The following is an 11,899-nucleotide window of genomic DNA, read 5'->3' as shown; positions in this document are numbered from 1 at the left end:
CGCCGTTTCTATGAGTCGTGTAGAGCGTGAAACCCATGGGCTGTTCGCCGACGGTGTGGCCAGCGTGCTCTATGGCACTCAAAGCCCACTTGGCCGCGCGCAACTCGAGCGCGCTGCGTTGAACAAGCTGATTGCCGGGCTGCCGCAGATTGCGAGCCAGCCTGAACCCGCCCGCAGCCACGCATTGGAGCAGGTGAACGGGCTACTCAAACGTCTGTCGGGTGACTATCTCCTGGAGGCGGCCCGAGCAGTTCAGGAAATTGATCCCAAGCTGATTGACGAGGTCCCGGAGTTGGCTGCCATGCGCGTGCACGTGACAGCGAGCCGCTCGTGGGCCGCCCTCTTCAATCCACACAGCCTCGCTCGGCTCGCTGCTGCCATCCGAGACGAGCGCACACTGCCGTCCGGCGGCGAAAACGGAGAGCTCTGATGGGTGTTGCCAGCTCCCTGGCGAAAGTACTCGCTGCCCCGTATATCCGCCTTGCATCCGAGTCAGCGAATGCGGCCAAGGGCATCAAGGCCGCCTACCAGCGGCTCCATGAACTGAAAGAGCAGGCTGCCGCCTCAGCGGTTCTCATCGAGGCCGATGATGAGCGCACCGCTTTCGAGGAGCTGTTCACCCGCAATGGCTGGACCGCTGAGCAATTGGCAGACCAACGGCGCGCCGTTGTGCGCGCAAAGTGGGCAATGCTCGCTACCTCTTGGGTGTTCCTGTGCCTGATGTTCGGCGTCGTTTGGTTTTTCCCCGGTGTTATCGGATTCCTGATCGGCGTCTTTGCGTTTGGCCTCGGCGCACTGATCTGCGGAGCGCGCACGATTCAGTGTGCCCTCTACCAGGCTCAGATTGATCTGCGGGCCCTTATCACCTTCCGCGCCTTCCTGTCGCGCGACGACTTCTTCCACCGCTTATTCAAGTGAAGAACAGCTTCCCTCTGAAATCCGCACTCGCGGGCTCAGTGCTACTGCTTTCGGCCCTGACAAGCGCAAATGCACAACCGCAAGTCGGGGCGACGGTCGATGCTTCGCGCCAGATAATGTTGCCGGCGCACATCCCCGCGAAATGCGTCGCCGACGCTGCCGCTCGATATGACGTTCCCGCCGTTGCCCTCCTCGCCATCATGAAGGTCGAATCCGGTGGCCGGATTGGCGTCGTTGGGCAAAACACTGATGGTAGCGAAGATTGGGGGCCCGCCCAAGTGAATAGCCGGTCTTGGGGGCGCATTATGGTCGAGCGCTTCGGTATTCCCAAGTCCGAGCTCCTGACAAACATGTGTCAGGCCCTCATGGTCCAGGGCTACGCACTGCGCTCCGAATGGGACTGGTGCCGCCGGACCGGCCGGGGCGATATCTGGTGCGCCATTGGCAAGTACCACTCACCGACCGCGAAATACCAGGAGATTTACATCCGGAAGGTCTGGGGCGCATACCAGAGTATTCTCTCCCGCGGGGTGTTCTGATGGCACAGCCTAAGAAGGAAGAAGACGGCGTTCTGTCGTGGGGACTACTCATTCTCGGCACGATCGCCATCTTCGGCGGGTTGATCTGGATGGTCGGCTCCCACCTCGTCGTCTACTACTTCACCCCCGTTCTGGATCTGTTCGCGACTCCGTACCACTGGCTTCCGCGTTCGGTTGTTGGGACCACGCCTGCCGACCTTAACGCCACCTATACCCTATACCGGGCATACCCCAACCGGATTGGGCTACTGGATTGGATCAGCTACTGCAACGTTGCACTGCGCCCAGCAGCCATAACCTTCTTCGGTGTAGCGGCGGTTCTCTTCCTACGTCAAGTTCGCAAAGTCGAGCGGTCCCGCCTGAACGCGAAGATGACCCCCGAGCGGCTGGCAGAAGACATGATCACGGTCTTCACCGACATCGCCCCGGTAGTCAAGATCCAGAAGGCCCTGATCGACGATCGGTTACCCGGCTGGCGCCGTCAGACCTTCCCGGACGAGTTCCTGCGCGCCGCGCGAGCCGGTGGCAAGCCCATCCTCGTCGTGGACGAAGCGTCCGACAGCGTTGACATCCCGAACGCTGACCGCGACAGCCAGCTTACCGTCCACGCCGAGCGCCTCGAGCAGCATCTGCAAGCGGACCGCGTTATCGCGGTTGGCGGCGAGCAACTCGTTCAGAAGCGTTACCTCGGCCGCCAGATCGTCAATCTGATGAGCGACATGAAGCGCAAGCCCGAGGAGGTCGTGTTCCCAGACCGGCTGTCTGACGCCGGCAAGGTCATCTTTGCCATCATGGCCCCCTACGCTTTTGGCGGACCGACCGGTCGCACGGAGAGCCGTCGCCTCTACGACGCACTAAATCTGTCGGCGTTCGGCTCCGCGACAGGCATGGCCAACCTGTCGATCCCCCTGGCGCTCGAGACGTTCGAGAAATGGCGGGCGCACCCCCTCGTCCGCAACCTGGCCAAGATCCATCACTGGGAATATACGTTCCTCTTTGGCCTGCTGAAGCAGGCACGGCGCAACGGCAAGTTCGGCCCCTGGTCGTTCATCTGGCTCAAGCCGACCGATCGGGTGATGTTCTACGTGCTTGACTCGGAAGGCCGCGAGACTCCACACACCGAAGGTGCGTTGGCCTTCAGCCAGGCCGAGTTCGAAGTCCGCTGTGCCCGCCTCGGATATCTGCCTATTAGGCGCCGGGAAGACAACACCTTCGAGCACATCGTCCTGTCGAAGTACGTCCATCAGGGCCTGATTGAAGAATGGGAAAGCTGGCGGGCCGGCGCGGACGACAACGAAGACTGGTGGCAGAAAGCCGACACCTGGCACACGTCCAGCACAGCCATCCTGGACGCCTTTGCAGCGATTAACGCTTCCCCGCCGCCGCCACCGCCTGGCGATCACTGATACACGACCGACCCCTTACTTGCCCATGGACCACAACCACGTCTCGAATTCTGTCGAAGTTTGCCGCCTACCTGCCGGGAAGCGTGGTGCCAAGATCATTTCGATTTCAGCTGTCATTGCAGGAGGCGGAGCCGCCACTGCAGACCTACCCGCGGAATCGCTTACCAGCGGCTTCGCCGTGTCGATCGAGGAAACGCCTGGCCTCATGGACAACAAGCAGCGCCACACCATCAACCTTACCTTGATGGCGCCGCTCAGCAAGGAAGTTCTCAAGCTCTATTCACCCAACCGGGAAACGGCATTGGAGATCCAGCGCGAGCTTTCGAAGAAGATTCAGGCCGCGCTGTACGAAACCCAAGCCGCGGCCGTGCCGCCTGTGCGGCAGGCGCCCTCCCTTCCGCCCGCTGAGCCATTGCACAGCATCAGCCGTTCCCTCCGTCGCAAACGGCTTACTTATGGCGGGCTTGTCGCCGGCGGAGTACTCACCGCGGCGCTTGTCTTCGCCATGGGGCATCGCGGCAATGCTCAGCAGCAGGATGAGCGCGCTCCCCAGCCGGACACGGGCTTGGCTGCCACACTTGCGTCACCGGGATTCCCCCAGCCCCTAGCCCAGTCCACGCCGCTCGCGCCGTCCGGTCCTGACAAGGACATGGATGTCACAGGGAACCAGCTTAATGACGTTGATCTGGGCAACCTCAGGACGATGGGCGAAAAGGTCGGTATCCAACTGCGCGGCGGCGAGGTTCCTTTCTATGTCCTGGCGGATCCAGCCTGCGCGGCGTGTCGCGCCCTTGAGCCAATCTGGACCCAAGTTCCCGCGCGCTATAAGCCGATCATCATTCCCGTCGGGTTCCAGACCGGTGGAGAAGCCCTGGCCGTCAATATCCAATGCAGCAAGGACCCGGTCAGCGCATGGAAGAAGGCTCTGGAGGGGGATGAGCCGCCCACCCCAAAGGGGGAGGTCTGCAAGGATGGCACCACTAAGGTCAATGCTGGCAACCTCTTCTTCCACTACCTTCGCCTGACCGGCACTCCGACGATCATCGCGCCGAATGGCGTCATTGCGACCGGCGGCGACACGGCCGAGACCCTTACCGTGTTCCTGAAGCAAAACGAGGTCCGGAAATGAGCCTCGAACTCGAGCGACTCACTGACGCGGTCATGGCAGGCGCCGCGGGGGTTGGCATGGATCGCTTCCTCGTGCCAAGCGCCTTGGACAAGGTTCGTCAAGCAGTAACCCAAGGCGACGGCAGGCAAATCACCGCGATCCTGCTGGACGTTGCTGGCGGCGCCATCTCCCTCACTGCAGGCTGCTCACCTGGTGGAGCACCAGCGGTCAAGGCCTTGGCCGAAGCAATGGGGCCCAGCCTGAGCCTCATCCGTGAAAGGGCGCATCCCAGTGGAGCGTCGGCGGCCGCCATCCTGGCAACGTGGCGCGATGCATTGATCGACTGGTCCATCTCCGGGATCGCTACCGGTGATATCGGCCAGACTGACCTCTCACGGATCGGCGGATTGATCGGATCGCCATCCGGCCGCGAGCATGCCGCGGCGGCTTTCCTTGGCGCTATCGCCGTCTGCCAACACGTACTGCGAGATCAATAATCTCGCCGCCCAGAACGCCCGCAACCTTCCACATCGAGCGCTGTGACGAAGTTCATCGAGTCCCATCACGAAGTTCCAATCAGCCGGCGGATTGCCGACGTACGCCCTTGGACTGAGCGGGCGCAAGAGTGGCTGTCAAAGCCCTCCAACTTCCTCTTCGTTGCCGGCCCAACTGTGTATCTCTGCAGCTCAGCTCCGGTGCTCCTGCCGCTTGTTGCCCCAGCATTTCTGCTGGCGCATTGGGGCGTCATGAGCCTGAAGAGCGTTCTGCCTTACCGATATCCGGCTTCCAATGGCACGACGGACCCGGAAGGCAAGAAGGGGGACGGCATCCTGCTGATTGGCGATGTCCGCTCCGACTCGCCGTTCGAGAAGTTCAAGCAGTGCTGGCTGAGTGACGACGACCTGCGCAAGCATTGGTTGATCCTCGGCTCCACGGGCTCCGGTAAGAGCGAGACCCTGAAGGGAATCTTCTACAACGCGCTCTGCTGGGGGAGCGGGTTCTTTGCCGCGGACGGCAAAGCCGACAACAAGCTCCCTGCCGACGGCTACACGATGGCCCGAGCGTTCGGTCGCGACGATTCATTCCTAGTGCTGAACTTCCTGTTGGGCGGTAAGACCCCCCAGCAGGTCGCCCGATCCCGCCGGCGCCGCACAAACAAGATCAACCCGTTTTCCGGGGCCGATGCCGACACCATCATTCAGATGGGGGCGAATCTGCTGCCGAAGGCCGAGGGCGACGGCAAGGGATGGCAGGAGAAGGCGCTCGCGCTTTGGCGGGCGGTCATCACCGCCCTCTGCTATAAGCGCGACACCCAGGGCGCCGCCTTGTCGGTCGGGATGATCATCGACTACTTGGCGCTGCCCAAGATCGAGGAGCTGTACCTCGAGGGATACGACGAGGCGCAGGAACGCGCCGACCAATCATGGTCCTACGGCTATGTAGGCATTAAGAACTATCTGGATTCGGGCTGCCCGGCCTACCAGGTGGAAAAGCTTCTGAAGAAGAACAACAGGATTGTCGATCCGGGGGCCGCCCCCGGTGGGCCAGCTCGCCCCGGCGGCCGCGCCCCATCAAATGAGCAGGACAACGTCGCCTACGAGCAGCACGCTTATCGCACTGGCCAGCTGATGCCGGTGCTGAACCTGCTGGACAAGACGTACGGCTATATCTTCCGTTCCGCGTTCTCCGAGATCGACATGATCGACGTGGCGCTCCACAACCGGATCCTCTTCCTGCTTATCCCGTCCCTGGAGAAGTCGAGCCAGGAGGCAGAGAACCTCGGCAAGCTCACGATTGCTTGCTTGCGGGTGATGATGGCTAAGAACCTCGGGGCGGAGCTTGAGGGTAGCCGCGAGGAGTTGCTCGACTCCAAGGCAACGAATGCGCCCTACCCTTATATCGCCGCACTTGATGAACTGGGTTATTACTTCGCCGATGGCATCGCCGTGATGTTCGCCCAGGCACGCAGTTTGGGTCTGTCGCTAATGGCCGCCACCCAGGACCTTGAGAAGCTCACGGAAGGCAGTCGCGCCGCGGAAGCCGGCGCTATGCTTGGCAACACCGTGAACAAGGTCTTCATGAAGATCGACGATCCCAAGAAGACATGGGAGCTCGTGCGCGAGATCGTCGGCAAAGCGTATGTGAGTGTCTACAACCGGTTTGAACAGGTTGGCCAGAACTTCCGGCGCGAAGAGAATGCCTCGATCACGGAGATCGAGCGGGTCTCATTCAACGAGATGCAAACGATGAAGCCTGGTCAGGGCGTCATGAACGCCCTCGGGGTCACACGCCGCATCAGCTCGTTCTATATGGGAGGCTGGCTCAACAAGCTCAACAATCAGAAATTTCACATCAACCGCTTCCTGCAGGTGGCCCCGTCTACCGATGAAGACGTGGCCGCTTTGTGCATGCCGATTCGGACGACCAGTACCGGCGGTTCAATCGACGTACACCAGCGCATGCTTGACTACATGCGCTATGTGAGGCAGGTTCCGCACCTTTCCCACGTCGCCTCGGCTACGTCGGAACCGGTGCTGCCGCTCTTCCAAACGCTTGGCAAGGTAGCTAAGGCTCTGGATACCGTGGAGAAGGGTATCAATCCGATGGAGCGAGGGGTCGTGCTCTACCTGGCAGCGAAGCACGCACTGGGTTTGGGTGGGACCTTCCCTGCCGGCTACGCTGCGGAAGGGCTTCCCGGCGCCGCTCCCACAGTCCCTGCCCAGCCAGTTGACGAGTCCATCTCCCAGGACGAGCTGCTAGGCGAGCGGCATTCTGTTGCCGCCCGCGCGCCCGTGACTCACTTTGCCGCCGTCCTGGCGACGGAGGGTGCATTTGAAACGGTTGCCGGCGTACTGGACGAACACGGCCTCCCAGATCCGTTAGCGCTCATGCGCCGCCCGGTTGCGGAAGTACTCGGAGCGCCGCCCGTCGCTAACGTGCGCGAGGACTTCATCTTCGCCCCGCCTCCAGACCTCCAGTTCGAAGAAGAGGACGAGATTGTTTCTCAGCCATCTCCTGCTGGCGGCTCCGGATGGCCGAGCGGGCTGGATGACCTGGTCGACCCTAGCGACATGACACCCGATCAGCAGCTCAATGCCATTCTGGACAGCGAGGCTAGCGAGTCGCTGGGGCAATCGCCCGGATCGCCGCGGTGGATTGCGGATTCGGTGCTGGCGGCGCAGGGCATGGCGCATCACCCCCGCTCCGCAGACTCGACGGTTGTGGGCCTTTCCGAGGAAGCTATGTCCGAGCTAGTGAATGTCGAGGCCGAGCTTGGCAGCCCGACGCCGGCGGCGTCCGCCCACACGATGCAACAGATCCTCGCCGCCCAGGTCACCCCCAATACGATTGGCCAGGGCGAGTTGACGATGGAGCAGATTGACGCGTTCTTTTCGCAGTTTGCACCGCCGGTCGATGACGAAGCTGGGCCCGGCGGCGTCTAGGTCAAAATCAGGGTTCCCTGTCCGCTCCCGTCAATGCAGTTGGACCCGGAATTAGGTGGACTACAGCACTTTCGCCGGACTGGTAGCCCGAAATTAGCTGGATTGGGGCACAACTGATTTCGGTCTTGATGTTGACTCATAGTGTTGGCACCCGGCGATGCCAACCATCTCGGATGGAATGCCGTTCGTGCTATTCAACATCAGGTATCGTGTCCGCCGTAAAGGGGATGTCGATGTACAACTGGCCGGGTTCAGGGTAGCGGAAAAGGACGCCGCCCAAGTTCACCAAATTATCGGCGATGTCACCGATGGCCTCGAAGGGTGCTTGATCGGGCCAACGCCCGTAACTATTAGCAATGGCTTGGCAGGCCTCACCTAACTGAACGAAGTATGGCGCGAACCAATGTCCGGCCAAGGCCTCAACAGTTCTCGCTCTGTCCGCTATGGCGATGCCTTGCCCATCGAGGTTGCCGAGGTGATAGGCCGCGAACTTCAGCAGGTTGCCATAGGTGCCATAGACTTCTGCGAGCACGCGATCCACGCTGGCATGAATCCGGTACTGCTTGATATGGTTGTTAGCCACTTGGCGCGCTTCAGCCAAGTGCCTCAAGAACGTGTCCTCGTAGCCGTCTGTCGGATCTTCTCCAATTCCAGCGCTCAGACTAGTCGCGGCGTATTCGTCCCAACAGGCAAGGATAACCTGCTGGCGGAACGCTATACGCACGTCCGAGTACTGCTGCCGCAGCAATACGCCTGGGAATGCCGCCTCGAACGTGGTCGTGATCTCGACGTGCGCGCACTCATGAGCGATGATGTGCAGGGCAAGTCGGAAGCCCTCATGCTCCTGGTTGAGGATTGCTGCGACGAAATGGGCATTCAGGACTATGTGGCTTTTCAGCGCGCCATCGCGTAGCACGGAGGGTGTCATCGCGACGCCGACTGCATGACCCTCAGAAGGCGTCAGATGGTGCGACGTTTCGTAACCCCTGTCGAGGTCGCGCAAAGCTTGAGCATAGTCGTAGGCTACCGTCACTCCATCTAGGTGGCTAAGGTCGAAGCGCCGGCTGAACACGCGAACGTACTCGCCGACGAACTGCCCAATCGACCGAGCGTGATCGTCGCTTTCGAAGCCTCGGGAATAAACGGCGAATCGTTCCGGTGCCGTTGGCGGGCCAAGTTGGGATTGTGCGTTATCGGGTGCGGAGGCATCTTGCATAGACTATGTCAGCTTCGTGGTTCGGAACAATCAACGTCGGGGCACGGCAGCCGCTCTCATTCTGCCCAAGGAACCTGAACGGCGGCGACCAGTCTACACCGGACATCGATCGCGGCGGAGCAGCGCCCCAGCGACCGCGATAAGTTAGCAAGCCCTCTGAGAAGCCGTAGTCTCACAAATTCCGTTCTCTGACTTCGGCCCGGCAACCACCACGCACCGGTTCCGGGCCTTTAGGCAGCACGATCCCGGTTGGCCAGATAGGCGTCGTCCGGGTCTTCGATCGGTCCGCCCGCCGGGCGCTGGGTCGGCGGGCCGAAGGTCAGTCCCTTGGTGGGCTTGGCCGGCGCATCCGCTGCAGGCTTCTCAGCATCAGAAGCAATCTGCTGAATACCCAGCTTTCCGGCGCGGACGGCAAGGTTCGCCGCCAGTTGCTGGACAAGCTGAGGCTCGCGCAGGAAGGTTTCCACGATCCGCTTTGCCTCCGGCATCAGTGCCTGCCGCGTCCCTGGCTCCTCCATCCCGAAGATCATCATCCTCGCAAGGTCGCGCCGGTTCAGGCCCAGGCCATTGTTTCGATCGGAAATGCCAGCTTCCTTGAGCTTTTGTTCGAGCTGGCTGATCAGCGCTTGAGCCTGCGCTTCGTGATCATGCTCCATCGCCAGTCGCATCAGGTATTCCCCAACGCGGTCAGCGCCCCCACCCTCGCGCAGCTTCGACTGCGCCTTTTGCAATACCGCGGGATCCTTGAGCATCTCTGCACCGATTGCAGGCCAGCGCTCTGCAAACTCTTCGGCGGCCCGCCGCACCGCATCCGAGGGAAAGCCATTTGCCTGTGCCGCGGCTACGCCAAGGGGCTGCGCTTCTGTGAAGGCGGCGTTGCCAGGACCATCATGAATGGGCGTCGGATTGCCGCGCTCCATGAATCTCATGGACGCTGCCCCTTGTTGCTCAGCGGGCGTCGTCGCACTAAGTAGACCTGCCTTTTCCGTGGCCGCCCCCTCGGCCGGACCGCCCAAGGCGGATTTGTCGCCAAAAAGTCGCTTGATGAACGCGAGTACAGCCTTGAGAAACCGCGTAATCCAGGCGACGACCTGGGCGATCATCGACCTATCCTTGTCTAGCATCGAGTAGCCGGCCGACCAGCCGCGCTTGTCGGTCCCTGTCGCCTGCGCCGCAGCCTGCGCTACCGGGCGCTTCTGCCCCGGCGGCGTCGAGGCATCGATCTCCTTGTACTGAACGTCCTCCGGCTGCGCGCCGGCGAAGGTTATTGCAACCATAAATTCTCCTTTCTTGAGCAAGAACGGGCCCAAGGCCCTTTAATTGAACAGCCGACTCTGCGAGAAGCGCTTGTTGGCCATATCGTCACGCGCCTCCGCTTGATCAATTGCCACCGTGAGGTCGATCCGGTTCTCCAGCAAATCGCGAGGGCGGATCGGAATGAGCTTGAATACGCTGGTCGTGGAGCCGCTCTGTGCCGTTCCCTCGAACTCACCTGCCCCGCGGCTCACCATGTCATGCGCCGCAAGCTCAAAACCATTGGAGCTCCGCGTCAAAACATCCAGCCGGCCGCGCGTTTCGACTGACAGGCCCGCTAAGTCCTCGACCATAAGGAAGCACTCACCACTTCCGCCGGCACGCGCCAGGCGGCCTCGCATCTGGTGCAGCTGTGACATGCCGAAATGATCGGCGTCCCGGATCACCATGACGGCAACGTCCGGAATGTCAATCCCGGTCTCGAATACCGTCGACGCGATGACGATCGGCGTCCGTCCGCTCGCTACGCTCTCGATTGCTACGCGCTTCTCTTCGTCGCTCATTTCCCCGTAGAGGGTGGCAACCTTGCCTGGAAATGCCTTCTCGAACTGCTCGGCGGCCTTTAAGACGGAGGAGCGATTGGCGGTGATGTCCCCCTCCTTGCCCTCGCCGCTGACGGAACCCACTCGAGGGATCAGGATCGCTGCGCGTTTTCCCGCTGCGACGGCTGCCTGAATCGCGCCAACGGTCATCTTCCTCTGTCCCACATCAATGAGTCGGGTTTGGATCGACTTTTCGACAGGCTGTTCGTCAATAGTGAATACCTGCACGCCAGGAAACAACGATAGCGCCATGGTTCGAGGGATGGGTGTGGCCGACACGTCCAGGACGTGCGTCCACGGGGCGACCATCCGCTCGCGCGTGGTGGTGTCAAGCTTGTGTTGCTCGTCAGCGATGAGCAGGTTTGGCGTGTAACTGGCCTTGGCCGCCACAGTAGTCATCCCCGCGGTACCGACAAGGATGGCTTGCGGATCGACGATCTTCCCCCCGGCCTCCACCCGCTGTACTGCCACTGCATCGCCGAAGCGACGAACAAGATTCCGGGCAATCTGGTCGGCCAGCAGGAAGGTCGGTGCGACAATGGCCACGCGAGCGCCCAGTTGGTGCGCGGCCACGGCCGGCGCCAGGTATGCGAGCGTCTTACCGGTTCCCACATCGCCACAGAGCAAGCCGTTCATCGGTGTGCTGTTCTGCAGGGCCGCCGCGATCCCAGCCGTTGCGCGCTCCTGATCTCCGGTCGGCTTCTCGGGTTGCGACCGGAGAATCTTCGCGGCCCGCTCAACGATGCCACCTTCGCCGCTGCCGCCAATCGGGGCATCCGGGTGTGGCGCTCTTGCGTTCTGACGCAGCGCGGCAGCCTGGATCGCCAGGCAGGCAATGCGCTTTGCGGTTGTGAGCGCTGCGGTTCCCTCTTCGGGTGTAGCCGGGGCATGCAATCCGGCGAACAGATCCTCGAGGTCGGCGAATTGGTCCGGGGCCTCGCAGGCTTCGAGAATCTGCTCCTCAGGAAGGCCGCACGCTTCGCAGATCGCCTCGACGGCGGAACTCAGAGCCAAGTCGACGTCCTGATCCAGTACGTGTCCGACCAAGGCGTTCACGGCGTTGCCGGCCACTCGGCCCGGGATACCGAGGTAAATCGGCATCACCTTGCCAACATACCGCGTGTCGAGCTGCTCGACGTTGTCCAGGCAGAGCTTCGAACCGAAGCGAACCGGCCGGGCCATGATCAGAAGAAAATCGCCGACCTGGATGTCCTTCCATCCCCAGACCGCGCCGAAGATCCCCATGCTGGCGTGGACGCCCGCTGCGTCGGCGACCGAGATGTCCAGTCTCGCAGTGCTCTTCCCAAATGGGGACTTCAGCGGCACCTTCGATCCGGGCGCGAACCCCAGGATTGGATCCCTCCCGTCCTCACGCTCAACCACCCTCACCAGCATTGGGACAGGCCGCTCGGC

10 protein-coding genes are annotated in these 11,899 nt (G+C 61.7%); 7 read left to right on the top strand and 3 right to left on the bottom strand.

Annotation, left to right across the window (positions count from 1 at the left end; all coding sequences use genetic code 11):
* The first annotated feature begins 10 nt into the window (after positions 1-10).
* From ACW4E8_RS16080 to ACW4E8_RS16050, 7 genes are all read left to right on the top strand, one after another.
* The gene (locus ACW4E8_RS16080) at positions 11-430 is read left to right on the top strand and encodes a hypothetical protein (protein WP_456805407.1); all 420 of its coding nucleotides are present in this window, start codon (positions 11-13) and stop codon (positions 428-430) included.
* Positions 430-918: a hypothetical protein gene (locus ACW4E8_RS16075; protein ID WP_456805406.1), complete on the top strand. Its 489-nt coding sequence runs from the start codon at positions 430-432 to the stop codon at positions 916-918. Before ACW4E8_RS16080 ends, ACW4E8_RS16075 begins: the two co-directional genes overlap by 1 nt.
* On the top strand, positions 915-1,457 hold the full coding sequence (locus ACW4E8_RS16070; RefSeq protein WP_456805405.1) for a lytic transglycosylase domain-containing protein: 543 nt from the start codon (positions 915-917) through the stop codon (positions 1,455-1,457). Before ACW4E8_RS16075 ends, ACW4E8_RS16070 begins: the two co-directional genes overlap by 4 nt.
* Positions 1,457-2,863: a secretion/conjugation apparatus DotM-related subunit gene (locus ACW4E8_RS16065; RefSeq protein WP_456805404.1), complete on the top strand. Its 1,407-nt coding sequence runs from the start codon at positions 1,457-1,459 to the stop codon at positions 2,861-2,863. Before ACW4E8_RS16070 ends, ACW4E8_RS16065 begins: the two co-directional genes overlap by 1 nt.
* Before the next feature lie 205 nt (positions 2,864-3,068).
* Positions 3,069-3,992, top strand: coding sequence for a thioredoxin fold domain-containing protein (locus ACW4E8_RS16060; RefSeq protein ID WP_456805403.1), 924 nt, complete (start codon positions 3,069-3,071; stop codon positions 3,990-3,992).
* Positions 3,989-4,468: a hypothetical protein gene (locus tag ACW4E8_RS16055; RefSeq protein WP_456805402.1), complete on the top strand. Its 480-nt coding sequence runs from the start codon at positions 3,989-3,991 to the stop codon at positions 4,466-4,468. Before ACW4E8_RS16060 ends, ACW4E8_RS16055 begins: the two co-directional genes overlap by 4 nt.
* A 249-nt stretch (positions 4,469-4,717) precedes the next feature.
* The gene (locus ACW4E8_RS16050; RefSeq protein ID WP_456805401.1) at positions 4,718-7,414 is read left to right on the top strand and encodes a TraM recognition domain-containing protein; all 2,697 of its coding nucleotides are present in this window, start codon (positions 4,718-4,720) and stop codon (positions 7,412-7,414) included.
* A gap of 190 nt (positions 7,415-7,604) precedes the next feature.
* Here ACW4E8_RS16050 and ACW4E8_RS16045 read toward each other — a convergent pair whose 3' ends face one another.
* From ACW4E8_RS16045 to ACW4E8_RS16035, 3 genes are all read right to left on the bottom strand, one after another.
* Positions 7,605-8,630 carry a hypothetical protein gene (locus tag ACW4E8_RS16045; RefSeq protein ID WP_456805400.1) on the bottom strand — a complete coding sequence of 342 codons (1,026 nt, stop codon included), beginning with the start codon at positions 8,628-8,630 and terminating at the stop codon, positions 7,605-7,607.
* 230 nt (positions 8,631-8,860) lie between these two features.
* Positions 8,861-9,907, bottom strand: a complete 1,047-nt coding sequence (locus ACW4E8_RS16040; protein ID WP_456805399.1) for a hypothetical protein — start codon at positions 9,905-9,907, stop codon at positions 8,861-8,863.
* Positions 9,908-9,946: 39 nt separating this feature from the next.
* On the bottom strand, positions 9,947-11,812 hold the full coding sequence (locus tag ACW4E8_RS16035) for a DEAD/DEAH box helicase (RefSeq protein ID WP_456805398.1): 1,866 nt from the start codon (positions 11,810-11,812) through the stop codon (positions 9,947-9,949).
* Positions 11,813-11,899: the final 87 nt, after the last annotated feature.

Source organism: Cupriavidus sp. CP313 (genome assembly GCF_054072015.1).
The sequence above is the reverse complement of the archived record's forward strand: the minus strand, read 5'-3'. Positions and strand labels throughout refer to the sequence as shown.

Excerpts from the sequence above, each read along its gene's own strand:
- ACW4E8_RS16080 (WP_456805407.1), top strand. The coding sequence starts at position 11 with ATGAGTCGTGTAGAGCGTGAAACCCATGGGCTGTTCGCCGACGGTGTG.
- ACW4E8_RS16075 (WP_456805406.1), top strand. The coding sequence starts at position 430 with ATGGGTGTTGCCAGCTCCCTGGCGAAAGTACTCGCTGCCCCGTATATC.
- ACW4E8_RS16065 (WP_456805404.1), top strand. The coding sequence starts at position 1,457 with ATGGCACAGCCTAAGAAGGAAGAAGACGGCGTTCTGTCGTGGGGACTA.
- ACW4E8_RS16060 (WP_456805403.1), top strand. The coding sequence starts at position 3,069 with ATGGACAACAAGCAGCGCCACACCATCAACCTTACCTTGATGGCGCCG.
- ACW4E8_RS16055 (WP_456805402.1), top strand. The coding sequence starts at position 3,989 with ATGAGCCTCGAACTCGAGCGACTCACTGACGCGGTCATGGCAGGCGCC.
- ACW4E8_RS16050 (WP_456805401.1), top strand. The coding sequence starts at position 4,718 with ATGAGCCTGAAGAGCGTTCTGCCTTACCGATATCCGGCTTCCAATGGC.
- ACW4E8_RS16045 (WP_456805400.1), bottom strand. The coding sequence starts at position 8,630 with ATGCAAGATGCCTCCGCACCCGATAACGCACAATCCCAACTTGGCCCG.
- ACW4E8_RS16040 (WP_456805399.1), bottom strand. The coding sequence starts at position 9,907 with ATGGTTGCAATAACCTTCGCCGGCGCGCAGCCGGAGGACGTTCAGTAC.